This is a genomic window from Pseudomonas fluorescens, from assembly GCF_902497775.2.
Classification (GTDB): Bacteria; Pseudomonadota; Gammaproteobacteria; order Pseudomonadales; family Pseudomonadaceae; genus Aquipseudomonas; species Aquipseudomonas putida_F.
This window is the reverse complement of sequence record NZ_OZ024668.1, coordinates 1,606,035-1,629,057: the sequence shown is the minus strand read 5'-3', so window position 1 is coordinate 1,629,057 and position 23,023 is coordinate 1,606,035. Positions and strand designations below refer to the sequence as shown.

Annotated in this window: 26 protein-coding genes and 1 riboswitch; of the genes, 14 read left to right on the top strand and 12 right to left on the bottom strand. The window is 64.0% G+C overall.

The window, feature by feature from the left end:
* Nucleotides 1-121 precede the first annotated feature (121 nt).
* From F8N82_RS07530 to F8N82_RS07515, 4 genes are all read left to right on the top strand, one after another.
* The gene (locus F8N82_RS07530) at nt 122-466 is read left to right on the top strand and encodes a carboxymuconolactone decarboxylase family protein (protein WP_038994628.1); all 345 of its coding nucleotides are present in this window, start codon (nt 122-124) and stop codon (nt 464-466) included.
* 95 nt (nt 467-561) lie between these two features.
* On the top strand, nt 562-1,119 hold the full coding sequence (locus F8N82_RS07525) for a GNAT family N-acetyltransferase (RefSeq protein ID WP_038994627.1): 558 nt from the start codon (nt 562-564) through the stop codon (nt 1,117-1,119).
* 66 nt (nt 1,120-1,185) lie between these two features.
* Nucleotides 1,186-1,391, top strand: a riboswitch (cobalamin riboswitch).
* 110 nt (nt 1,392-1,501) lie between these two features.
* Nucleotides 1,502-3,643, top strand: coding sequence for a TonB-dependent receptor (locus F8N82_RS07520; RefSeq protein WP_038994626.1), 2,142 nt, complete (start codon nt 1,502-1,504; stop codon nt 3,641-3,643).
* A 146-nt stretch (nt 3,644-3,789) separates the two neighbouring features.
* Nucleotides 3,790-4,485, top strand: coding sequence for a YoaK family protein (locus F8N82_RS07515; RefSeq protein ID WP_038994625.1), 696 nt, complete (start codon nt 3,790-3,792; stop codon nt 4,483-4,485).
* Nucleotides 4,486-4,491: 6 nt separating this feature from the next.
* Here the strand turns inward: F8N82_RS07515 and F8N82_RS07510 are convergent, their stop codons facing one another.
* On the bottom strand, nt 4,492-4,842 hold the full coding sequence (locus F8N82_RS07510) for a hypothetical protein (RefSeq protein WP_038994623.1): 351 nt from the start codon (nt 4,840-4,842) through the stop codon (nt 4,492-4,494).
* A gap of 168 nt (nt 4,843-5,010) precedes the next feature.
* Between F8N82_RS07510 and F8N82_RS07505 the strand changes: the two genes are divergently transcribed.
* A complete protein-coding gene (locus tag F8N82_RS07505; protein WP_052251423.1) occupies nt 5,011-5,217 on the top strand; it encodes a YceK/YidQ family lipoprotein in 207 nt (68 codons plus the stop codon).
* Between the two features lie 12 nt (nt 5,218-5,229).
* Here the strand turns inward: F8N82_RS07505 and F8N82_RS07500 are convergent, their stop codons facing one another.
* The 3 genes from F8N82_RS07500 to F8N82_RS07490 are packed head-to-tail and all read right to left on the bottom strand — an operon-like array spanning nt 5,230 to nt 7,663.
* The gene (locus F8N82_RS07500; RefSeq protein ID WP_038994622.1) at nt 5,230-6,054 is read right to left on the bottom strand and encodes a methyltransferase domain-containing protein; all 825 of its coding nucleotides are present in this window, start codon (nt 6,052-6,054) and stop codon (nt 5,230-5,232) included.
* A gap of 26 nt (nt 6,055-6,080) precedes the next feature.
* Nucleotides 6,081-6,446: a DUF1641 domain-containing protein gene (locus F8N82_RS07495; protein WP_038994621.1), complete on the bottom strand. Its 366-nt coding sequence runs from the start codon at nt 6,444-6,446 to the stop codon at nt 6,081-6,083.
* 26 nt (nt 6,447-6,472) lie between these two features.
* The gene (locus F8N82_RS07490) at nt 6,473-7,663 is read right to left on the bottom strand and encodes an NAD(P)/FAD-dependent oxidoreductase (protein WP_038994620.1); all 1,191 of its coding nucleotides are present in this window, start codon (nt 7,661-7,663) and stop codon (nt 6,473-6,475) included.
* 212 nt (nt 7,664-7,875) lie between these two features.
* Here F8N82_RS07490 and F8N82_RS07485 point away from each other — a divergent pair, with 212 nt between their 5' ends.
* Nucleotides 7,876-8,295 carry an RDD family protein gene (locus F8N82_RS07485; protein WP_038994619.1) on the top strand — a complete coding sequence of 140 codons (420 nt, stop codon included), beginning with the start codon at nt 7,876-7,878 and terminating at the stop codon, nt 8,293-8,295.
* Between the two features lies 1 nt (nt 8,296).
* On the opposite strand, the gene F8N82_RS07480 is transcribed toward F8N82_RS07485, so the two are convergent.
* Nucleotides 8,297-8,695, bottom strand: coding sequence for a hypothetical protein (locus F8N82_RS07480; protein WP_052251422.1), 399 nt, complete (start codon nt 8,693-8,695; stop codon nt 8,297-8,299).
* 138 nt (nt 8,696-8,833) lie between these two features.
* Between F8N82_RS07480 and F8N82_RS07475 the strand changes: the two genes are divergently transcribed.
* Complete coding sequence (locus tag F8N82_RS07475; RefSeq protein ID WP_038994618.1) at nt 8,834-10,663, top strand: SLC13 family permease; 1,830 nt, start codon at nt 8,834-8,836, stop codon at nt 10,661-10,663.
* Here the strand turns inward: F8N82_RS07475 and F8N82_RS07470 are convergent.
* Together F8N82_RS07470 and F8N82_RS07465 are read right to left on the bottom strand one after the other, a co-directional pair.
* Nucleotides 10,635-11,342 carry a DUF3313 domain-containing protein gene (locus F8N82_RS07470; RefSeq protein ID WP_038994617.1) on the bottom strand — a complete coding sequence of 236 codons (708 nt, stop codon included), beginning with the start codon at nt 11,340-11,342 and terminating at the stop codon, nt 10,635-10,637. The genes F8N82_RS07475 and F8N82_RS07470 overlap by 29 nt on opposite strands.
* A 2-nt stretch (nt 11,343-11,344) precedes the next feature.
* The gene (locus tag F8N82_RS07465) at nt 11,345-11,656 is read right to left on the bottom strand and encodes a hypothetical protein (RefSeq protein ID WP_038994616.1); all 312 of its coding nucleotides are present in this window, start codon (nt 11,654-11,656) and stop codon (nt 11,345-11,347) included.
* Nucleotides 11,657-11,817: 161 nt separating this feature from the next.
* Here F8N82_RS07465 and F8N82_RS07460 point away from each other — a divergent pair, with 161 nt between their 5' ends.
* The 3 genes from F8N82_RS07460 to F8N82_RS07450 are packed head-to-tail and all read left to right on the top strand — an operon-like array spanning nt 11,818 to nt 14,311.
* Nucleotides 11,818-12,528, top strand: a complete 711-nt coding sequence (locus F8N82_RS07460; protein ID WP_038994615.1) for a response regulator — start codon at nt 11,818-11,820, stop codon at nt 12,526-12,528.
* Nucleotides 12,525-13,856 (top strand): sensor histidine kinase, encoded by a 1,332-nt coding sequence (locus F8N82_RS07455; RefSeq protein WP_038994614.1) that lies wholly within the window; start codon nt 12,525-12,527, stop codon nt 13,854-13,856. The genes F8N82_RS07460 and F8N82_RS07455 overlap by 4 nt, the downstream gene beginning before the upstream one ends.
* A complete protein-coding gene (locus F8N82_RS07450) occupies nt 13,853-14,311 on the top strand; it encodes a hypothetical protein (protein WP_038994613.1) in 459 nt (152 codons plus the stop codon). Before F8N82_RS07455 ends, F8N82_RS07450 begins: the two co-directional genes overlap by 4 nt.
* A gap of 65 nt (nt 14,312-14,376) precedes the next feature.
* Here the strand turns inward: F8N82_RS07450 and F8N82_RS07445 are convergent, their stop codons facing one another.
* The gene (locus F8N82_RS07445; RefSeq protein WP_038994612.1) at nt 14,377-14,793 is read right to left on the bottom strand and encodes a glycine zipper domain-containing protein; all 417 of its coding nucleotides are present in this window, start codon (nt 14,791-14,793) and stop codon (nt 14,377-14,379) included.
* A 47-nt stretch (nt 14,794-14,840) separates the two neighbouring features.
* Nucleotides 14,841-15,086, bottom strand: a complete 246-nt coding sequence (locus F8N82_RS07440) for a hypothetical protein (RefSeq protein ID WP_052251421.1) — start codon at nt 15,084-15,086, stop codon at nt 14,841-14,843.
* A 343-nt stretch (nt 15,087-15,429) separates the two neighbouring features.
* Between F8N82_RS07440 and F8N82_RS07435 the strand changes: the two genes are divergently transcribed.
* Both F8N82_RS07435 and F8N82_RS07430 read left to right on the top strand, forming a co-directional pair.
* The gene (locus F8N82_RS07435) at nt 15,430-15,615 is read left to right on the top strand and encodes a hypothetical protein (protein WP_141231035.1); all 186 of its coding nucleotides are present in this window, start codon (nt 15,430-15,432) and stop codon (nt 15,613-15,615) included.
* A 3-nt stretch (nt 15,616-15,618) separates the two neighbouring features.
* Nucleotides 15,619-16,884 (top strand): DUF4303 domain-containing protein, encoded by a 1,266-nt coding sequence (locus tag F8N82_RS07430; protein ID WP_052251420.1) that lies wholly within the window; start codon nt 15,619-15,621, stop codon nt 16,882-16,884.
* 32 nt (nt 16,885-16,916) lie between these two features.
* Here the strand turns inward: F8N82_RS07430 and F8N82_RS07425 are convergent, their stop codons facing one another.
* The 3 genes from F8N82_RS07425 to F8N82_RS07415 all read right to left on the bottom strand — a co-directional run bounded on the left by F8N82_RS07425 (nt 16,917) and on the right by F8N82_RS07415 (nt 20,996).
* Complete coding sequence (locus tag F8N82_RS07425) at nt 16,917-18,254, bottom strand: DUF1329 domain-containing protein (protein WP_038994611.1); 1,338 nt, start codon at nt 18,252-18,254, stop codon at nt 16,917-16,919.
* A gap of 14 nt (nt 18,255-18,268) precedes the next feature.
* Nucleotides 18,269-20,050 (bottom strand): DUF1302 domain-containing protein, encoded by a 1,782-nt coding sequence (locus F8N82_RS07420; RefSeq protein WP_038994610.1) that lies wholly within the window; start codon nt 20,048-20,050, stop codon nt 18,269-18,271.
* A gap of 109 nt (nt 20,051-20,159) precedes the next feature.
* A complete protein-coding gene (locus F8N82_RS07415; RefSeq protein ID WP_038994609.1) occupies nt 20,160-20,996 on the bottom strand; it encodes an AraC family transcriptional regulator in 837 nt (278 codons plus the stop codon).
* A 97-nt stretch (nt 20,997-21,093) separates the two neighbouring features.
* On the opposite strand from F8N82_RS07415, the gene F8N82_RS07410 reads away from it, so the two are divergent.
* Both F8N82_RS07410 and F8N82_RS07405 read left to right on the top strand, forming a co-directional pair.
* Nucleotides 21,094-22,014: a LysR family transcriptional regulator gene (locus F8N82_RS07410; RefSeq protein WP_038994608.1), complete on the top strand. Its 921-nt coding sequence runs from the start codon at nt 21,094-21,096 to the stop codon at nt 22,012-22,014.
* Entirely contained in the window at nt 22,011-23,021 is a 1,011-nt protein-coding gene (locus F8N82_RS07405) for an AraC family transcriptional regulator (RefSeq protein WP_038994607.1), read from the top strand. Before F8N82_RS07410 ends, F8N82_RS07405 begins: the two co-directional genes overlap by 4 nt.
* The last annotated feature ends 2 nt before the right edge of the window (nt 23,022-23,023 follow it).

The window sequence follows — 23,023 nt, the reverse complement described above, 5'->3', positions numbered from 1 at the left end:
TCGCTCCGCGCTGGATCCCCTCCCAAAGTCCTGCCTTTCCCAGACCATCGACCAACGGCGCCCCGCCGGCAAAAAAACTAGCTTCACTGTTCTAGTTGCCAACCACACCAAGGTGAAGACAATGAGCATGATGGACTGGGATACCTACCGTAATCAGTTGATGGCCGGCATCGGCGATCTCAAGCAACTCTCTCCCGACACGGTCAACGGTTACCTGACCGCCAGCGGTGCCGGGGCCAAGACCAACCACCTGGACGCCAAGACCCGCGAGCTGATCTCCCTGGCGGTGGCGGTCACCACCCGTTGTGACGGCTGCATCGCCGTGCACTCGGCCCAGGCGGTCAAGCACGGCGCGACCCGCGAGGAAATCGCCGAAGCCCTGGGCGTGGCCGTGGCGATGAACGCCGGGGCGGCACTGGTGTATTCGGCACGGGCCATGGATGCCGTGGGCAAGGCCGGGCAGTAACCACCCCACAAGTGAGTGCGCGGCAAGCGCCGCGCCTCACCCACTTCCTGGCGTTTTCGCATAAGCTAGCGGGCGAACCGTTTTCAGGAACCTCCATGATCCACATCCGCCCCATGACCGCCGCTGACTTCGAGCTTTTCTGGCCGACCTTCCAGGCCATTGTCAGCGCCCGCGAAACCTATGCCTTCGACCCGGCCATGAGCCAGGAGCAAGCCCGTCAGCTGTGGCTGGAAACGCCGCTGCAGACCCTGGTGGCCGAAGAGGATGGCGTGCTGCTGGGCTCCTACTTCCTCAAGGCCAATGCCGCCGGCCCCGGCAACCATGTCAGCAATTGCGGCTACATGGTCTGCGACGCCGCCCGTGGGCGCGGCGTGGCGCGGTTGATGTGCGAACACTCGCAGCGTCTGGCGCGGGAGCTGGGGTTTCTGGCCATGCAGTTCAACTCGGTGGTGTCGAGCAACGAGGTGGCGCTGGCCTTGTGGCAAAAGCTCGGCTTTGCGGTGGTCGGGCGCTTGCCCAACGCCTTTCGCCACGCACGCCTGGGCCTGGTCGACAGCCTGGTGATGTACAAGTGGCTGGAAGAGCCCAAGCAGCCGATGCTGATCGGGCGCAAGAACATCGAGGCGGTGGTTTCACGCAAGCGCGGGCGTTGAATCTGTATTGACTGTGCTGACCCGCGACGCTTCGCAAGTCATTGACTGCAAAGACGTTCAATGTTCAGATGCGCGCCAGTTTCAGGTGTCCTGCGCCGCCGTGCGCAGGGTGAAACGGGAAGCCGGTGCGTCATGCCAATGACTAGTCCGGCGCTGCCCCCGCAACGGTAAGCGAGCGAAGCCTTCGAAACACCACTGTGCCACGGCATGGGAAGGTGAAGGCCTTCACGACCCTCGCAAGCCCGGAGACCGGCCTGAAGCTTTTGTTTGGCAACCCCGCGGTGGGCGGGCGCAGGCCGGTTGGCGTTCGCCTGCGCGCGCGCCTTGCCTCCATGCGTTGTTCCCTCCGGGATTCATTCATTCCTGTTGACTGTGGAACGACATGTCCCGTAATTCCAAGCTTCACACCCTGGCGGCCAATGCTCTGGCCCCTTGCCTGGCTTTCGCTGTGCCGGCTTTCGCCGATGACAGCAGCCCCTCTGCCCTGGCTCTGCCCTCGACGGCCATCACCAGCAACAGCGACAACGAAACCGTCAGCCTGGCCACCCCGCTGCCGGCCGGTTCGCGCCTGAACCTCAGCGCCATGGACACCCCGGCCAGCACCAGCAGCCTCAGCAGCGAAGTCATCGAAGGGCGCAACAACCTCACCGTGCAGGACGCCGTGACCCGCTCGCCGGGGATCACCTCGGTGGGCACGCCAGGCAACGGCAACACTGCCCTGTCGGCCCGCGGCTTCAGCGGCCATGGTTCGGTGATGACCCTGTTCGACGGCTCGCGCATGTACACCGGTGCCGGTACCCAGAGCTTCCCGGTCGACCCGTGGATGGTCGAACGCATCGACGTGATCCGTGGCCCGGCCTCGGTGCTGTACGGCGAAGGCGCCACTGGCGCTGTGATCAACGTGATCCCGAAAAAGCCGTTTGCCGGCGAGATCCGCAACCACCTGCGCCTGGGCTACGGCTCCTACGACCGCCAGCAACTGGGCCTGGACAGCGGCGGTTCGCTGAGCGAGCGGCTGAGCTACCGGGTGACCCTCAACCGTCAGGAGAGCAACGGCTGGATCGACCGCGGTGACTCGAAGAACCTGGCCATGAGCGCCGCCCTGCGTTTCGATGCCAGCGACGACCTGAGCTTCACCCTCGCCCACGAGCGCGGCGACGCCGACCCGATGAACTACTTCGGCACGCCGCTGATCGACGGCCATTACCGCGACAGCCTGCGCAAGAAGAACTACAACCTCAAGGATTCGGCCCAGCACTACCACGACGAGTGGACCCGCCTTAATACCGACTGGACCATCAGCGACTCGATCAGCGCCAGCAACCAGCTGTACTACATCAAGAGCCGCCGGCACTGGCGCAACGCCGAAGACTACACCTGGAACAGCGACGTCGGCCAACTGGAGCGCGGCAGCTACCTGGAAATCAAGCACGACCAGGAACAGATCGGTGACCGCCAGAGCTTCACCTTCGACCATTCGCTGTTTGGCCTTGCCAGCAAGACCGTGGTCGGCGCCGAGTACAACCGCATCCGCTTCGGCATCGACAGCAACTCGCCGTACAACGACATCGGCGGCGACTTCATCGACCCGTGGAGCCCGGCGCCCGGTTACTTTCACAGTAAAGACCCGACCCGCCCGCAAACCGACAGCACCACCCGCACCTTTGCGTTGTTCGCCGAGAACCGCACCCAACTGTCCGAGCGCTGGTCGCTGGTCACCGGCATCCGCCGCGACAACAACCACATCGACCGCAACAACCTGGTCAACGACACCCGCACCGACCGCAGCCTCAACGGCGGCAACTGGCGCGCCGGGCTGGTGTTCGCGGTCAATGACGCGCTGAGCCTGTACGGCCAGTACTCCACCAGCGAGGATGGTGTCAGCGACCTGGTCACCCTCAGCCCGACCCAGCAAAAATTCGACCTGACTGAAGCCAAGCAGACCGAGTTCGGCCTCAAGCAGCTGTTCTGGGACGGCCGCGGCGAATGGACCCTGGCGGCCTATCACATCGTCAAGAAGAAGCTGCTGGTCGACAACCCCGACACCCACCAGAAGGAACAGGCCGGCCAGCAGACTTCCAATGGCCTGGAAGCGACCCTGGAGTTGGCCCTGGCCAACCAGTGGCATGTCTCGGCCAACGCCTCGGTGGTGCGCGCCAAGTACGACGATTTCGACCAGACGGTGAATGGCCAAACCGTTTCCCGTGCCGGCAATCGGCCGAGCAACGTGCCACGGCGTACCGCCAACCTGTGGGTGAACAAAGGCTTGCGCCATGGCGTGGATGCCGGCATGGGCCTGCGTTATGTCGATGAGCGCTATGCCAACACCGCCAACAGCCAGAGCGTGCCGGGCTTTACCGTGGTCGATGCCAACCTCGGCTGGCAGGTACTGCCGGACGTGCGCCTGGGCTTGCAGTTGAACAACCTGCTGGACCGGCGTTATGCGGCCACTGCGCATAGCGGTGAGCAGTGGATCATGGGTGAGCCACGGTCGTATTTTGCGACGGTGGATTACACGTTCTGAGGCGGGGCCATCGCGCGTAAACCCAACCTTGGCAGCTGCTGTATACTGACGGGCTCTTGGGCCCCGACCAGGACACCCTGGCGCTGATGGTCGAGTGGCCAATGACGCAGGCTAAGCCCACTCTTCGCTTATCGGGAGCGCCAAGGATGCTGCCAAGTTCCACCTCCACCTCTACGTCTGCCCAGGTTGCCCGCCTGCGCGGCAAGGTCGGTCTGTATTTTGTCGCCGCGCTGTCGGTGCTGGCCGGCATGACCGACGCCATCGGCTTCATGGCCACCGGCGATTTCGTTTCGTTCATGAGCGGCAACACCACACGCCTGGCGGTTTCGCTGGGCGCAGGCGAACTCGCGCCGATCCTGCGCATCGGCGCGGTGTTGCTGGCGTTTGTGCTGGGTAACGCGCTGGGCGTGGTGATCGCGCGCCTGAGCGGCCGCCGCCCGTGCCCGTTGCTGCTGATCATCGCCGCGCTGCTGGCCCTGGCGGCGGTGCTGCCCAGCGCACTGCAACTGCCGGCACTGGTGTCGGCGGTCACCGCCATGGGCATGATCAACGCTGTGGTCGAGGAAGTGAACGGCCTGCCGATCGGCCTGACCTACGTCACCGGCGCCCTCTCGCGCTTTGGCCGGGGCCTGGGCCGGGCGCTGCTGGGCGAGCGCCGGCAAGGCTGGCGGGTGCAGCTGATTCCCTGGACCGGGATGTTCGTCGGCGCCGTACTCGGGGTGCTGCTGGAGCAGGCCTTCGATCTGGCCGCCCTGCTGTTCAGCGCTCTGCTGGCCGCCGCGCTGGGCGTGATCTCGCTGAAGATCCCGCGGCGCTGGCAGCTCAGGTACATGCCGCGCTAGACAGCGCTACAGGCAGGTAGCCAGGGCCGCCATACGGCGCAGAGCGACGTTGTCGTTGTGCTTGGCGTAGTAGCTCACGGCGGTGCTGGCGCCCAGGGACTTGATGTCGGCAAAGGACTCCGCCTCGCGGGTGTAGACGGTGAAGCCGCCTTGTTTGGCAGGCTCAAGGTAGCCGCTGGCATCGACGCCGAACACTGCTTCTTCCTGCCAGCCGAACTGGATGCACTGGGCAACCACATCCGCCGACTTGCTCGAAGTGAACGCCTTGGTCGGCGCCTGTCCGCGCGCCGCCTCCATGGCCGAAGACGCACACCCGGCCAACAACGCTGCAGCGACCATCGCCATTACTACCCGCATGACTCATCCTCGTCAGAAAAAAGACGTGACTGTAGCATTGCCCGGGCGTCAAAGAGACAACCCGGATGCATAAAGCACCGGTTTCACCTGCCAAGGAAGCGCATCATCAGAATCCTCGCCTGCCTGCTGCTCAGCAGCACCCTCGCCCTCTGCGCTTGCGGCTCGATCATGGGCCGGGGTTCGGGCTACTACTCCGAGCGCCCATCCGATGGTGCCTTCATGGGCAGCCGCTCGAATGTCGCCATGCTCTTTGCCCCGACCTACCTGCAGTACTGCTGGCCCACGTTGGTGTGCCCGGCCGCCTTTATCGTTTCGCTGCCGGTGGACCTGACCCTGGACGTGGTGCTGCTGCCCTACGACATTGCCCGGCGCTGACTCGACGCGCACTCACAGCGTGGCAACGATGAAGGTGCGCTTGAACGGGAACAGCGTGCGGCCGTCGTCCTCCTGCGGGTAGTGCGCGTGCAACAGCTTCAGGTACTTGTCGAGAAAGGCTTGGCGCTCGGTATCGTCCAAGGCGGTGAGCACCGGGCGCAGGGCCGAAACCTTGACCCAGTCGAAGATCGGCGAGTTGCCCTCGACCACCTGCAGGTGCTCGGTTTCCCAAATATCCAGCTCGCGGGTCAGCGGCGCCAACAGACGATAGTAACTGTCCAGCGCCAGCACATTGCGCGAAGCCATGAACTTGCGCAGCTCCAGCGTCCCTAATGGCCGGCCGCTGGGCCCGGGCTCGCTGAGGGCGCGCAGCATCAGCTGGTACCAGGGCGCGTCGCGCCAGTTGGGCATGTGCACGGCCAGGCAGCCGCCCTCCTGCAATTGCCCGAGCAGACGCGGCAGCAGGCTTTCGTGGTCTTCGATAAAGTGCAGCACGGCGGCGGCGAACAGCAGGTTGGCCGGCTTTTGCGCCTGCCACTGGCTGACATCGACATGCAGCCAGTTGACGCTGATCGGTAGGGCCAGCGCCTCCTGGAGCATCTCTACCGAACTGTCGATGCCGAACAGCTCGGCCCGTGGCCAGCGCTCGGCGAGCAGGCGCGTGGCGATGCCGGTGCCGCAGCCCAGGTCATAGATGCAGTCGGGCGATTCCAGCTGCAGGTGGTCAAGCAACTCCAGCACCGGGCGTTCGCGCAGGCGGGCAAATTGCAGGTAGCCTTTCGGGTCCCAGGCACTGTTGGCGCTGGGTGGGGTGATGCGTTTACGCTGTTCGAGCATGACGGTGGTCCTCTAGCTCCGTGCGATCAATCCTGTCGTCCAATGACATTCAATACTCTGAGTACCAGGGCAAGCCCTCGACGGGTGTGCGGGTCTCTTAGCAGCAACAGCAGGCCATACAGGCTGGGGGGGGTGGGTTCATTGCGGGTTTGCGCCGAGGCCATGCGCAGCGCATTGCCCAGGTTCCAGCTCAGGGCCGTGGCCTCCTCGAACAGCCCCGCGAGTTTTTCGATCATCGCCGCATCCAGCAAGTCAACGAGGTCGGCGCTCAGCGACAGCAGGTCGACCACGTTGTCCAGACGGCCGCTGTCGAGCAGCGGTTGCAGTTTGCGCAGCAAAGCCTCCAGGCCCGCATTGCCGGTGATTACCGCGGGTGAATCGGTTGCATCCATGGGTGTCAGCTCCTCCCGTGATCGGGTCAAAGCATGCCTCGGGCCACGGCCCAGTACAGGCCGCGGTTGAAACCATTGCGCAGCAGGCTACCGAGCTTGGTCGGCGGTGTCGGCAGAACATCGTGGCGGTAGTCGTAGCACAGCGGCATGCCGGCCCCCAGGCCCATCTGCGCCGCGGCCTGAACCTTGCCGTCGTACACCGCGCAGGTGCTGCCCAGGCGGATTTCACCGGCAATATTGTTGGCAATCACCGGTGCCTGGTTGTGACAGGCACCGCCGGCCTTGCTGATCGGCAGGTCAACGCTGTCGCCGATCACATAGACGCCCTGCAGGCCATAGACCTGCAGGGTTTCATGGTTGGTCGGCAACCAGCCTTCGTTGTTCGGCGCAGTCGAGGCGCCGCTTTGCAGCACCGCGTCGACGGCGCGGATCGGCGGCGTGGCCATGAGGATGTCGAACGGCTGGGCGTCGCCCTCTTCGGAGTAGGCGATGCGTTGCTCGGGGTCAACCCTGCTCAGGGTGAAACCGCGCTGGAAGCGGATGTTCTTCTGCTCGAAAATGCTCGGCAGAATCTCACCGGTGGGCCGCTGCAAAAACAGGCAATTGCGCAACAGCTGCGCGGTGGTCGGGTAGGTGTAGATGATCTCGACCTTGTCACGCACCCCGCGCTGGCGCAGGTAGTCGTCGAGCATCAGGGTGGTTTCCACCGGGGCGATGCCGCATTGGTGCGGGACGTTGGGGGTTTGCGGAAAGGACACGGTGATGAAAATACGCCCCTTCTCGATGCTCGCCAGGCGCCGTGCCAGCTGTCGCGCCGGCTCGTACTGGTAGAAATGATCGCCCGCCTGTTGCAGGCCCTCTATGCGCTCCGGAGCCGGCACGCAGCCGGTGGCGATCACCAGAAAGTCATAGCCGTAGCGCTTGCCCGAACGGGTGTGCAGGGTTTGCGCGGCGAAGTCGAAGCGAGTGACTTCCTGCACCTGGAAGTCGATTTCCGGGCGCAGCAAAGAGCGCTGCGGGCGCTTTAACTCGTTTTCGAAGAACTGGTTGAAGGCCACGTACATGAACGCGGGCTTGTAGTAGTGATCGGCACAGTTGGACAGCAGGGTCACGCGCACCTGCTCGCGGAGCACTTCCGGATAGAGCTTGCTCACCAGTTGATTGGCCAGCATCGTACCGCCGACGCCGCCGCCCACAATGACAATATGCTTGGCCATTGAGTCGCATCCTTGCCGTGGATCCAATACGCATGGTTAAAGCACTGGCGACAATAAGCAAATACTCCTTGGCTATAAGTATTAATCCATTGGCTCAAGAAGTGGGAGCGGGCTTGCCCCGGATGCAGGGCAACGCCTCGCCAACCAGACCGTGCTTTACAGCGCCAGGAATGCGACCATCGCCCCACACCGCAAGGATTAGCGCAATCACCATGCACGTCTCCCGCACCACTTTGATCATCCGCCGCATCGGCGCCTGGCTGCTCGATACCCTGCTCGCCCTCGGCGCCTGGTTCGCGCTGGCCCTGCTAGGCTTTGGCCACGGCGAGGACGGCATGCTGCTGATGCAACTGCTGTACTTCCCGCTATTTGAATACCTGATGCGCGGGCAAACCCCCGCCAAGCTGCTGTTCGGGCTGAGCGTGATCAACCGCGCCGGTCAGCCGCCGAGCTTGTTGCAAGCGCTGGTACGCGGCATCACCCGGCCGTTCGAGGCCGCCTTCGGCTTGATCGTGGTGTGGCTGTGCGCCGAGTCGCGTCACTGCCAACGGCCCGGCGACTGGCTGGCGCGCACCTATGTGATGGACACCCGCGACCTCAAGGTGCTGCGCCAGCAGGCAGGCACCGGCTAGCTTACAAACCCTCGTCGGCATCCTCATCTTCTTCGACTGCACGCTTGTTGGCCATGCCGTTCATCAGCCCTATCACCCCCGCCACGTAAAGCCCGGCCAGGCACATGATCACCGATGCCTCGACGCCGAAAATCATCTGCGAGATACCCGCCATCACCAACACCAGCAAGCCGCCGAATACGTTGGTGTCGACGTTGTGGTGATTGAGCAGGAACGTACCCAGCAAAGACAGGGCCACCAGGCTGAAACAGGTGGCGATGTAGGAGTAGGCTTTGAAATCCCAGATCAGAAAGACATTGATCTTGGAGGTGTAGTCGATGATGTAGCCGATCAGCGTGATGCAGCCAATAAACCCGAGCGCCACGGCGGTGCTCTTCCAGTTGCTGGTGTTCTGGTCCAAAACGTTCTTCCCTGAATGATAAAAAGCGGCGGCAACTCTACCACCAATCCCCCGCAGTGCCGCGCCCGCTGCAGCACATCAACAAAATCGCGCTGAATTTCTGCCAGACTTGCAGCCTTCACGTCTCAGGATGACTGCATGAATCACGAACTGCTCTGGGTCCTCGGCCTGCTGTTTACCGCCGTGGCCCTGTTCATCGCCAACCGGCCACGCATGGACGTGGTCGCCCTGCTGGTGATCGTCGCCCTGCCGCTGCTGGGCATCATCAGCGTGCAGGAAGCCCTGGCCGGTTTCAGCGACCCCAACGTGGTGCTGATCGCCGCCCTGTTCGTGATCGGCGAAGGCCTGGTGCGCACCGGCATCGCCTACCGCATCGGCGAGTGGATGGCCGACCGCGCCGGTAACAGCGAGGCGCGGCTGATCGTGTTGCTGATGGTCTGCGTGGCCGGGCTGGGTTCGGTGATGAGCTCCACCGGGGTGGTGGCGATCTTCATTCCGGTGGTGCTGAGCATCGCCGCGCGCATGCAGGTCGCGCCCAGCCGCCTGATGATGCCGCTGGCCTTCGCCGGGCTGATCAGCGGCATGCTCAGCCTGGTGGCAACCCCGCCCAACGTGGTGGTGCACAGCGAACTGGTGCGCCATGGCGAAAGCGGCTTCAGCTTCTTCAGCTTTACCCCGTTCGGCCTGGTGGTGCTGTTGCTCGGCGTCGGCTACATGCTGCTGACCCGCCACTGGCTCGGCGGCGAAGTGCGCAAGGACGGCAGCGCGCAAACCCGCCGCACCCTGCTCGACCTGATCATCGACTACAAACTCGCCGGCCGCGAACGCCGCCTGCGCGTGCGCCCCGGCTCGCCACTGATTGGCCACAGCCTGAGCGAATTGAAACTGCGCACCGAACACGGCGCCAGCGTGGTGGGCATCGAGCGCCAGCACAAGTTCACCACCCGCGTGCTCAGCCCCGATTCGAGCACCACGGTGCACGAAGGCGACGTGCTGCTGCTTGACCTGTTCGCGCCCAAGGACGACCTGCGCAGCCTGTGCCAGAGCATGCAACTGGAGCCGTTGCACTTCAAGGCGGCCTACTTCATTGACCAGTCCCAGGAAGTGGGCATGGCCGAAGTGGCGGTGCCGCCGGGTTCGCAACTGATCGGCAAGAGCCTGCTGGAACTGACCTTTCGCAGCCGTTGGGGCCTTAACGTGGTGGGCCTGCGCCGCGACCAGAACGCCATTGAAGAGCAACTGGTGGAAGAAAAGCTCAAGCTTGGCGACACCCTGCTGGTGATCGGCACCTGGAAAGCCATTCGCCAGTTGCAGACCCAGCCACGGGACTTCCTGGTGCTGAGCCTGCCGGCAGAAATCGACAATGTCGCGCCGGCCGGAAGCCGCGCGCCCTACGCGTTGATCAGCCTGGCGGTGATGGTCGGGCTGATGGTCAGCGGCGTGGTGCCCAACGTGATTGCCGCGCTGATCGGCTGCCTGCTGATGGGCGCCGGGCGCTGCATCGACATGAACAGCGCCTATCGGGCCATCCACTGGCAAAGCCTGGTGCTGATCGTCGGCATGCTGCCGTTCGCCCTGGCCCTGCAGAAAACCGGCGGCATCGCCCTGGCCGTGCATGGCCTGGTGCAGATGCTCGGCAGTGCCGGGCCCTACGTGATTCTGGCCAGCCTGTTCGCCATCACCGCGATCATCGGCCTGTTCATCTCCAACACCGCCACCGCCGTGCTGATGGCCCCGGTGGCGGTGACCACCGCCGAGCAACTGGGCGCCTCGCCCTACCCCTTCGCGATGATCGTCGCCCTGGCCGCCTCGGCGGCGTTCATGACCCCGGTGTCGTCGCCGGTCAACACCCTGGTGCTCGGCCCCGGCCAGTACCGCTTCGGCGACTTCGTCAAAATTGGCGTGCCCTTCACCCTGCTGGTGATGGTGGTCAGCGTGATCATGGTGCCGTGGATTTTTGCCCTGTAGCGGCGCTGAGCTTTTGCTGCTTGAGGGTTTCGGCGGCCTGGCGCCAGTCCTGGGCCCAACCGTCGAGAACCACTTTGAGGTTGTCGGCGGTCATCACCTGATCGTCGTTTTCCAGCGGCAAACCGGTGCCCTTGCGTACCACTTCGGCGACTACCGCGCGGCTGCCGCCATCGAGGAACGCCGCTTCGGTGGCGATCACGCTGTCCAGATCGCGAATGCCCACGGCACTGCTGACCCCTGCCGCGACCAGGGTCACCGGCAGGTATTCATAGTAATGCAGCGCCTGGGTATGGGCGCCCACCGAGGTGATCGCCGGGCGGATGATCAAGGTGTGCGGACCGGGCTCCGAGACCAGGTTCAGGACCTTGCCCAGCTCACGCTTGAGCGCTGCGTCGTAATAACGGGTGACCGCCGTCAGGGTGGTCGCGGGGATGCGTTTGCTGGCTTGCGGCTTGGGGTAGAACTGGCTCGGCGCAATGTACACCTGGCTGTAGCGTTCCATGCGCAGCTTGGGGCTGACCCAGCGCAGCACCGACTCACCGGAAGCGGTCTTGTGTTCGCTCAACTGGTCGTAGTGGCGCAAAAAGCCCGAGTACTCCTTGGGGCTGACCTTGTTCTGGCTGCAGCCGGCCAGCAGCAGCGCGGCACTCAGCAGCGGCACGATCAATTGTTTGCGCATGCTCAACCTCCAAAGCCGTCGTTGGCCGGGGTCGGCGTGCTGGTCGAACGGTCGACGTGCAGCTCGCCCTGGCTCATGATCCAGTGCACCAGTTCAACCAGGGGGATCTTGTAGCTGTACTCCATCCACTGGCTGCTGGTCGGGCTGTAACGCTCGAAGTAGTGGCTGAGCACCATGTGCCTGCCATCGCTGGACAAGCCCAGGCGCGAGTCCTGGTAGCTGAGCAGCGCATTGCGCCACATTTCCTGGGTGCGCAGGTCGAGGGTCAGTGACTGGCTGCTGTCGAAGCCGCCGATCGGGTGTGTAGCCGGCATGGAGAACTCCCTGGTTTGAACTGGCCACAGAGTGCCCGCGCGCTTTTGCAGGCTGATGTCCCGTTTGTGTCGCGATTGCACGAATGTTGCGAGATTGAAATAAATGACCGGCAGCGCAGAATGGTTTTAGATACGCACTTTTTCCGCCCATGGACCAACACGTGAGCAGACTGCTGATTGTCGATGACGACATGGAAATTTGCGCCCTGCTGAAGAAGTTCTTTCTTCGCCACGGCTATGACGTCGACCTGGCTGGCAATGGCGAGGCCATGTGGGCCGCCATCGAGCACAATCGCCCGGACATCATCATCCTCGACCTGATGCTGCCCGGCGAAGGCGGCCTGAGCCTGTGCCAGAAGCTGCGCGCCAACACCGGCATCCCGATCATCATGCTCACCGCCATGGACGAACTCAGCGACCGTATCGTCGGCCTGGAGCTGGGCGCCGACGACTACCTGGGCAAACCTTTCGATGCCCGCGAACTGCTCGCCCGCCTGCGCGCGGTGCAGCGCCGGGCCGGCGAACAGTTGCGGCCGAACCAGGAAGAAACCCGCCCGCTGATCCATTTCGACGACTGGCAACTGGACGTCACCCGGCGCGAACTGCGCACCCCTGAAGGGGTGATGGTGCCGCTGTCGGCCGGTGAGTTCGACCTGCTGCTGGTGTTTCTTGAACACCCGCAGCGCATCCTCACCCGCGAGCAGCTGATTGACCTGGCCCGCGGCCAGGGCCATGAAGCCTTCGACCGCAGCATCGATGTGCAGGTCAGCCGCCTGCGGCGCAAGATCGAGCCCGACAGCAAGCGCCCGGAACTGATCCGCACCGTGCGCAACGGCGGTTACCTGTTCAGCGCCAAGGTCAGTCGCTCATGATTCGCCTCGACCTGCGCCGCGACAGCATCAGCCGGCGCATTGCCCTGACCATCATCGCGGCAATGCTGACCTCGGTGGCGCTCAATGTGCTGTTCGTCCAGCTGGCCGGGGTCTGGGCGCGGCCGCCGCTGACCCAGACCGGCCTGCTCGAACAGATCGCCGTCACCACCCGCACCCTCGAAGCCGCGCCGCCAGAACTGCGCCCGATGCTCGCCGGCGCAGCCAGCAACCCGCTGCTGGAGGTGCAGTGGAGCCGCCAGCGCGCCGACCTGCAACTGCCCGGCCCCGGTGCCCGGATTACCCTCGAAGAGGCCCCACCGCTGCAGCGCCTGCTGGCCGACAGCCCGCGACACCTTGAGGGCTTCCAGCCCAGCGACTGGCCGGCAGACAGCCCCGATGCCCATTACAAACTGGTCATGCAGATCAACGACGGCAGCTGGCTGGCCTTCACCCCGCCGTACCGCAGTTGGGGCCTGAGTTCGGCCATGCGCTTTACCATCATCGGCGTGCTGGCCCTGGTTGCCGCGCTGCTGGTGGCCTGGGTCGGCACCCGTCAACTGGCCGGGCCGCTGCAGCGCTTCGCCCGTGCGGCGCGGCGTTTTGGCAGTGATTTTCGCGCGCCGCCGATCAGCCTTGAAGGCCCGCATGAATGGCGCCAGGCGATCACCGCCTTCAACACCATGCAGGCGCAGATCCAGCACTTCGTGGCCGAACGCACGCAGATGCTCGCCGCCATCTCCCATGACCTGCGTGCCCCCTTGACGCGCATGCGCCTGCGCGGCGAATTCATCGACGACCCGGAACAACAACGCAAGCTGTTCCGTGACGTTGATGAAATGCAGAGCATGATTACCGCCGCGCTGGGCTTCTTCCGCGATGAGACCCGACTGGAAGAAACCACCCCGTTCGACCTTGCCGAGCTGCTGCAAACCCTGGTTGACGACTACCGCGACCAGCAGATCAATGTGGCCTTCGAAGGCCCGGCCAATCTGGTGTTCCACGGTCGGCCGCTGGGCTTGAAACGCGCCGTGACCAACCTGCTGGAAAATGCCCTGAAGTATGCCTGCGAGCCCGAGGTGCAGTTGAGCAGCAGCGCCCACGCCATCGTCATCGAAATCCGTGACCGCGGCCCGGGGATTGCCGAAGCGTCGCTGGAGCAGGTATTCATGCCGTTCTTTCGCCTGGAGTCCTCGCGCAACCGCGATACCGGTGGCGTCGGCCTGGGGCTGTCATCGGCGCGCTCAGCGGTACGTGAACAAGGCGGCGAGCTGCTGCTACGCAACCGCCAGGGCGGCGGCCTGGTGGCGCGAATCGAGTTGCCGCGATGATCAAATGGCGCCCGCCTCGGCCGCAATGGCGTCACCTGGCCCTGCTCCTGTACCTGCTGAGCCTGGTGCTGCCGGCGGTGTACAGCGAAGACCACAACTGGTTGCACGAGGTCTACAGCAACGATGTCAATTCCGGCTTCCATGCCCTGATTCTGGGCTTGCCGGCGATGCTCTACGGCTACCCCGCGTGGCTGGCGAACCCGTTTTTTCTGGCCGCCTACCGCAGCCGCAGCGGTCTACGCAGCCTGATCTACGCCCTGCTCGCCTTACTCGCGGGGTTGTCGGTGCAGTGGCAACTGATCACCTGGCAGGATGAAGAAGGCAAGTTTGTCGTGACCGGATTTACCTGGGGGTACTACCTGTGGCTGATGTCGTTTGCTTGGCTGGGTGTGTGCGCTGTCAGGCGAATGACGGCTCCCCGCCTCACCCCTGAAAACTCCGCCGCTTCTGTGTGAGCGGTTGTAGTCCAGGCTCAACATCCCTCCGTGAATGAAGAAGCCCGCAATATGCGGGCTTTTTTTCAGCGGTGTTTGTGCTTTCGCTTGTGTTTGTGTTTATGCCCACCGGAATCATGTCGGTCGTCGTCGGCGATGTTGTTGCCCAGGGCGCCACCCGCCGCACCGCCCAGGCCGGCGCCGATGGTCGAGCCAGTGCGCCCGCCCAACTGGTTGCCGATCACCGAGCCTCCGGCCGAACCCAGGCCGCCGCCAATTGCAGCTTCGGTGCGGTTGCCCTTGCGGGCGCCGACGGCGCTACCAGCTGCACCGCCAACACCGGCGCCAATGGCGGCGCCGGTGCTGCCGCCCAGTTGTTGACCGACTACGTTACCCAAGACCCCGCCCAGGCCACCGCCAACGGCAGCGGTACCGTCCCCGGCGGCCATGGCGCCCTGGGAGAGCAGGATACCCAGCGTCAATGCAGGTAATGAGATACGCATATTGTTAGCCTCAGGAAATTCGGGGGTTAAAGGAACAGCAGGGGCGATCAGTCGTCATCATCGTCGTCACGGTCGCGACGGCGGTCATGATCGTAGTTGCGGTAGCGGTCATCATCGCGGTAGCGCTTGTCGTACTTGCGATGGTCGTGGTCGTCGCGGTCGTCCCAGTCACGGGAGTAACGATGGTCACGGTCGCCACGGCGGTAATCGTCGCGGTCGTAATCGTGGTAGTAGCAGCCGGAGGCGGCCAGTACGCTGGTGATCACGGCGATTTGCGTCAGCTGTTTCAGCACTGAGGGTCCTTGATCCGCAGAGCGGTAGGGAAGGTATAAACTAAGACTGCATTTGCGGGATTTTGTTTCCGTATGTGCTTTGTAATTTTCGGCAACAAAAAAGGCCCACCGAGGTGGGCCAAAGGTTCTTGAAGGGAGGACCCTCAGGGTAAAGCCCACACGGTTAAGCCGTCGTTAAGCCTGGGCAGGGTCTGGCGGCGCAACCAGGAGGATGCCGATATCGATACCGTTGGCGGTTAGCAACCGCGAAGTTGACAGACGCCCGTGCCTAGGCCAAGTTGGCCGCCTTCAAGCCTGACCTCGGTCGGGCTTTGGTTTTTTCGGGCAGGGATGTCGATCGATCGTGAAGTTTCTCAAGAAAGCCGTGTGGTTTGTCCTGTGTGTTACCTCTGGCATTGTCATGGGCACCGGGTTGTTTCAGTTCGTCGGACCTGGCGGCAACACCGACCTGGGCGCGATGCTGGTGATGATTGCGTTTTTCATGGGCTATTTTCTGCGCCCGCAACGACCACGGCAGCCGGTGCGATAAAGCATGGACTGGAAAACCCTGGAAAGCAGCCTGGTCGACTCGGCACGGGCAACCCTCGAGGCGCTGCTCGACGAAGGTGTCGGGCCACTGTATGGCGCCGCCTTTCATGCCAGCTACCGGGAAGAGGAACGGGTCATCGACTTGCCGTCGTTTGCCGCCAACAGCCCGGCGGCGCTGGAGGAAGATCATCCCCGGCGCAAGGATGAAGGCTTCTGGGGCGTGCGCTGGAATCCGCCGGACTGGCGCTGGGACTGGCTGCTGGACGATTACGCCAACCCCGCCCTCAGCGCCCTTGAAGCGCCATTGCAGACCTATGCCAATCGCGCCGGGCCGGGAGCCTGGGCAACGGCCGAGCAGCGCTTTCTGAAGACGGTAGCCCGCGCCGCCAAGGCCCTCAACCGCATTTACGCCAAAGATCCACGGGTAGCCAAGGACTTCATCGTGTTTTTCCATGATGAGTACGGCGGGCCGCAGCTTGCGGCCAAGAGCCTGTCGCCACGCCAGTTTCTGCACCATTTTCCCGAACAGGACGCCACCGAACAGGAGCGTCGTCGCGTTGCCGCGCTGGCAGACGATCAGCAGGTGAGCTACTACCTGAGCTGCCTCACCCGTCCCCATCCGATTGACGGTGAAGAGGCCAGCCACTGGTTGATTGCCCGTGGCGCCGGTGCAACGGCTGCGCTGGTGCACATGCTGCACAAAGGCCCGGAGCACTGGCGCGCGGCGATGATTCTGGGCCTGGCCGGGGTGGCCGACACGTCGGCAATAGCGGCGCTGCGCCTGCAGGTGGTCAACGGCAAAGAGCCGAGCACACGCAGGTGGAGTGCCAACGCGCTGGGTTACCTGGGCGATTTTGACTGGTTGCTGGCGCAGGCCGCTGATGCACAACTGGCGAGTTTTTCGGTGGCCGGCTGCTGCGCCAACCTCAGGGCTTTTCGGGATCAGGGCGCGCAGGGGTTGGTACTGGATTACCGCCCCCTTGAAACCCTGCTGCAGCGTTATCCGCAGTGCGCAGCGGACGCCGAGGAGACGATCAAGCCGGGCTCCAGCTACTGCACCATCAGCAACAGCGATATCGAGGAAGCGGTGCGCGGCCTGGCGTCTGAGCATGTTGCCATCCGCCGCCATGGCGCCTGTGTGCTCGACAACCGCCGGCTGGGCAAGCGCAAGCTGGCACCCGCCTTGGCCGCACTGCAGCAATGCCTCAATGATCCCGACCCGCAGGTGGTCTACCTGGCCGGCTTGACCCTCGACTCGCTGCAACACTGATTTGAGCTGTGATCGGGCCCGCAGGGCTCGTGTCACTTGGCCCAGCGCCGCAACTCTGAAGGGGTGTAGTCATCGGTCTTGGCAGTAAACCCGACCCGCATCGGCGCCTTCTCTTCATTGCTCAAGCCACCGGCGTAGTAGCGCCCCGAGATCAGGTCGTACGAGGTTTCCAGCACGTTGTAGGTAAAGTCATGATCATAGTGCTGGATCGCATGCAGTTCGGCGCTGCGCCACAACTCGCCGCGGCTGTCGTACTGATCCACCTGGGCGATCTGCCAGCTGTCTTCGTCCACATAGAACCTGCGCTTGCTGTAGATATGCCGGGCACCGGGTTTGAGCGTGGCTTCGACCACCCACACCCGGTGCTTTTCATAGCGGGTATAGGCCGGGTTGATGTGGTTGGGCTTGACCAGTTCATCGAGCTTCACTGAGCGGCTGCCCAAACGATAGCTGTTGTAGGGAATGTACAGCTCCTGCTTGCCAATCAGCTTCCAGTCAAAGCGGTCCGGCGCGCCGTTGAAGCCATCGATATTGTCGGCAGTGATCAGGCCGTTGCTGTAGCGCGCGCTGTTGTCATAGGCCAGCATCGGCGCCCGCCGCACCCGGCGCTGGGCCGGCAGGTATTGCCAGGCGGCACGCGGCTCCACGACCTGGTCGACCGGCTCATGCACCAGCACGGTCTCACCGGCCAGACGCGCCGGCTCCAGTACCCGGCTCTTGAACATGAACAGCATGTTGGCATTGGGTTCAAGGCCGGTCACGGCTTCGGCGAAACTCACCAGCGACTGCGCACGGATGTAGCTGACCGCGCCGTTCTCGCGCACCAGGGCAATGCTGCTGAAGCGCTCGTAGCTGCCACCGCGCCAGCGGGTCATGTGGTTCCACATCACTTCCATGCCTTCGCTCGGCAGCAGGAACGGGATACCCCGGGCATAGTCGTGCAAGCCGTTGCCGCCGTCGGCCAGGGTGGTCTTGCCGGCGTTGGTGCGGCTGTCCGCGAGAATCGACGCTGGTAAACGGGCGCTGCGGTGGCTCGGGTACACCGGCATCTGGTAGCTGGCCGGATAACGCTTGAACATCGCCAATTGCCCGGGGCTCAGCGCTGCCTGGTACTGACTGAGGTTCTGCGCGGTGATGGTGAACAGCGGCTTTTCACTGGCGAAGGGATCACTGTAGCCGCCGTTGCCGTCGAGCGTACCGGCGCTTTTGTCGAGGCCGCCGGTCCAGGCCGGGATGCTGCCATCGGCATTGCCGGCGCGCTCCGAGCCCATGGGCGTGAGGGTCTTGTCCAGGGAGCCAAGGTCATTGCTCTTGGCCTGGGCCAGGGCGCTGACGCAGGTCAGGGCCAACAACAGGGGATGGATGCGCATTTTTATTGTTCTCCTTAGAAATCGACCTTGAAGCTGACCGAAGCAAAGTCGCGGTCATCAAGGGTGCTGTAGTCGTTGGAACCGAAGAAGCTGTTGTAGGCCAGCTCCACGCTGTAGTCGTTGAGGTAGTTGGCGGTAAGACTCAGGCCCAGGGCCTGCTGGCCTTCCTGGAACGGCCCGAGCGGGTCGTAGGAATAGCCCTCGACGTCATGGCGCCAGTTGACGGCCGGAATCAGGTTCACGCCGGGCAACACATCGCTGTACTCAAGGCTGGCACGCAGGCGATAGCCCCAGGACCAGTCGGTGGCAAAACCCTTGTCGGTGCAGTAGCGGTTGGTCACCCCGGAGGCCACACTGTTGCACGCGCTGCCATTGCGCGGCGCGCTGCGGCCAAAGGCGGCATTACGGCCCAGGCGCTCGTCGCCGAGGCCGTCGATATGCACCACGCCCACCTCGCCAAACAGGCTCAGGCGGGTGGCGCCCAGCACGTTGTCGATAGCCTGGGTCGCCGAGGTGGTCACCTGCCACACGCCTTTGCGCTCCCAGCCATCGAAGCGATCGCCAGCGCGATTGTTGAAGCCCTCAGGCAACTGCACCCAGGCGTTGCCGGGAGCACCGGAGACCACCGCCGTGGTGACATCCGGGGCGTTGTAACTCAGCGGCATGTTCGGCCGATAGCTGAGCTCGGCGGCCAGCGACACCCCGCTGTTGGGCTCGACGCCGTTGATGCTCAGCCCGTACAGGCGGATGTTCTCGGGGAAGGCCGCAGCATAGGAAGGCCCCTGCCCGCCCCCGGGAAAATTCCCTGGCAGCGAGGTGTTGCGCGCATCAAGGGTCAGGTACGGCAGGCGCGAGTGGTAGTTGATGAAGTACAGCGCCGCCTCGGCATCGTTGAGCGCCGGCAGCATCTGGCGCAGGGCGAAACCAAACTGGCCGCTGTCGGACGGCGACTCGTTGCCACGCGCGCTGGCATACAGACCGCTGGCCTGCATCTGTTGGTCGGTGAGCACCTGGCCCAGGTACAGCGGCCCGCAGCCCGGCTGGATCACATCGCTGCCGGCAAAGAAGGTGCCGCAACCGTCGAGCACGCTCGGGCGCCAGTTGTACTGGTAGAAGCCTTCAAGGTTGAGGGTGTCGGACACACCGAAGCTGAACGAAAGCATCTCCACCGGCAACTGGCCTTCCTTGATCTCGACCCCGGGGCGGTTGAAGGCGGTGATGTCCAGCGGGTTGATGACGTTGATGCCGTTCTGGATCAACAGCGCCTCGCCCCACGACAGCACCTGTTTGCCGAGCTTGAAACTCAGTGGGTGGCCAGCCACTTCCAGGTCCTTCCACAGGTAGGCGTCGAGCACCTCCAGGCCCTGGAACTTGGCCAGGTCATCCCAGCCACTGTCGTCGAAATCCTTGAAGCGCCCGTCGCGGGCTTCATAGGCATGGTCGTACCAATACTTCAGGCGCAGGAAGGCGCCCTGCCCCTGGCCGTCGAGACTGAAATCGGTCAGGCCCTTGAAGGTCTGCGAGATCGGATCGCCCTGCTTGAAGTTCAGGCGATTGTCGTCGGCACTTACGCCCGCGCCATCGGCATTCACGCCCTGGGCCTGCAAGGCATTGGCGCGGGTCATCAGGTGCCGGTCGGGGCTCTGGGTCGACCAACTGCTGCCCAGGCTCAAGGTGCTGCGGGTGGTGAAACTCCAGTCTTCGTTGAGATCGAAACTGGCGGCCTGGGCCGGCACTGCGCAGGCCGCCAGCAGGCTCAACAGCAGGGGTGATGGAGTTGAGCTTGTTGTTGTCATTATCGAGCTCCTATAGGGATCAAGCTCGATCAAGATGCCCAAGCGCCCGCCGCCACACGCAAGCGGCGCACGACAAAAAACGATCATCTGGGCGTTGTGAAATGTGCCGCTAGGCCGGCTGCAAGCCGCTCAGGCGAAACTGCTTGGGGGTGACCCCGAACTGCTTGCGAAAGGCACGAATGAAATTGCTCGGCTGGCGATAGCCAAGCCGTTGGGCAATCCGCTCGATGGGCTGGTCGCCGGCCGCCAGCCAGTGGCGGGCCAGGTGCAGGCTGTCTTCGCGCACCTCGGCCAGGCCCGCCCCTTGCCACTGGCGCAGCATGCCCTGATGCAGGAAGGCGTTGGCGCCGGGCAAGGTCAATTCCAGAGCGCCGGGCGCCAGCTGCAGGCTCAGCCATTGGCCACTGACCACCGCCACGCCCCAGTCCTGCAACCAGCGCCCGGCCGCCTGCTGTGGCAACACGCCAACCTGCGTGAACATCTGCGCCGGTGTACGCCCGGCACGCCGGGCGATGTTACGTACCAGGCTCAGCACCGCGGCGTCGAGCATGTAGTGATGCGGTTGATGCTGGTAGCGACGCAGGTGCAGGCTCGACGCCTCCAGGCTGACCAGCAGGCAGTTGGTCACCAGCGGCAGGTAGCGGATAAAACACGCCAGGCTGTCGCCAACGGTGGCAGCTGAGTCGAGCAGTATGTTCAGCCCCTGCAGCGAATGGGTGGCCATACCCGGTACCAGCTCGCACCCAAACGCATCACCGGCGCCGGCGGTCTCGCATTCCTGCAGCAACTGCTCGACCTGCGCCGCCGGGATCTGCCCCTGCCCATGCAACTGCGCAGGTTCGATCCCGGCCCGTTGCAACAGCAGGTTCACAGGCAAGCCGCAGCCCTGGGCGTGAGCGACCAGGGTACGGGTCAAGGCGGCGCAGACAAAAGGCGAAGCTGGCATGGCAGGTCACGCAAAATGATCAGGCCATGAGTTATGCCAGCCGCTACACTATCGATCAAATGCATAAAAAGTATCTGCTGCATGCAGGGGACGCATGATGGACCTTCGACAACTTCGCCACTTCGTGGCCCTGGCCGATTACCGTGGGTTCGTGCGTGCTGCCGATGCGGTCAACCTCAGCCAGCCGGCCTTCAGCCGCAGCATCCAGACCCTGGAGCGCGATCTGGATTGCGCCCTGGTCGAGCGTGGCAGCCGCGAGTTTCGCCTGACCGGCCAAGGCCAGTTGGTGCTGCAACACGCCCGGCGCCTGCTGGCCAGCAGCCAGAGCCTGCACAACGAGCTGCTGCAGTACAACGGCCTGGAAGGCGGCGAGCTGAGTTTCGGCAGCGGCCCCTACCCGGCCCAACTGCTGGTGCCCGAGGCGCTGGCGCAATTCATCCATGACCACCCGCTGGTGCGCGCGCGCTTTCATCAGGGTGACTGGGAGCAACTGGGCACCTGGCTCAGGGAGCAGCAGATCGAGTTTCTGGTGGCCGACTCGCGCTACTTCAAGGATGACCCGCGCTACCAGGTGCAGGGTTTGCGGCCACGGCGCGGGCGGTTTTTCTGCCGGGCCGGGCACCCACTGGCCGGGCACGGTGAGCTTGAGCTCAGCGCCCTGCTCGACTACCCGATTGCAGGCACGCGCATACCGCCGATGATCCGCAAGATCCTCGCCCGCGCCCAGGGCACCCAGGACTTTGTCACCAGTGTCGAATGCGCCCAGTTCGACGCCATTCGCCGGGTGGTGATGCGCTCGGACGCCATTGGCCTGGCCACCGCCGAAGCCTTGCACGAGCGGGTCGAGGCCGGCGAGATTGCCCTGCTGACCTTCGCCGACCTCGACGCCAACGACCCGGACCTGCAGCTGCAATACGGCATTGTCAGCCGCGCCGGCGACAGCCTGACGCCAGCGGCGCAGGCGATGATCGACGCTATCCTCAGTGTCGACCAACAACTGCTGGTGAGCCGCTCATGAAACCAGTGCCACCGAATGCCTTCTATGCCCCGACCCTGTTGCCGGCCATCGAGGAACTGCAGCATCGAGGGGTGAGCCTGGCGCTGATCGAGGCGGTATTTCGCCGCAGCCTGTTCGAGTTGCGCACGCCGTTCTTGCGTGTACCGCTGGTGCTGTCACGGCGCTTCTGGACCCTGGCCCTGAGTGAAACCCACGACCCCTTTATCGGCCTGGCCGCTGGCCGGCGCTTTGTCTCCACCGCCACCAATGGCCTGACCTACCTGTTCGATGTCGCCGCTTCGCTGGACAGCGCCTGCGCCTACTTTGTCGAGTACTTTCCGTTTTTCAACGGTCATTTCCATGCCCGCATCGAGCGCAGCGCGGGCCAGGTCAGCCTGCGCCTGCAGGACTGCGGCAGCCTCAAGGCCACCGCGCCGATCACCGATTACATGCTCACCAGCCTGTGCAGCCTGCTGCGCCGCAAGCTGCTGGCCAGCGGCCTGGAACAGGACCCGATCATCGCCATCGAACTGGCGCATCCGGCACCGGCCGACACCCGCATACATCCACAAGCCTGGCGCACAGCGGTGAGCTGGGGCCATGCCGAGCACGGCATCCGCCTTGACCCGCAAGTGTTCGAACAGCCACTGACACCGGGTAACCAGGCATTGGAACAGTTGCTGGTGGAGTTGCTGCAACAGACCCAGCGCAACAGCCAGCCGACCCTGCTGGAACTGGCCAGCGACCACCTGGCCGTGAGCCTGGCCGACAGCGAGCGCTGGCCGGCGTTCTGCAGCAGCCAGCACCTGCTCGAGCGCACTGCGGCCCGGCGCCTCAAAGCGCTGGGCTGGAGCTATTCGGAGCTACTGGACGAGTACCGCCGCTACCGTGCCGAAGACCTGCTGCACGGCAGCGAGCTGGAGCTGGTGCAGATCGCCGACCAGCTCGGCTACAGCGACGTGCAGAGTTTTCACCGCGCCTGCCTGCGCTGGTTTGCCTGCGCGCCCGGGGCCTACCGCGGGCGCTGAAG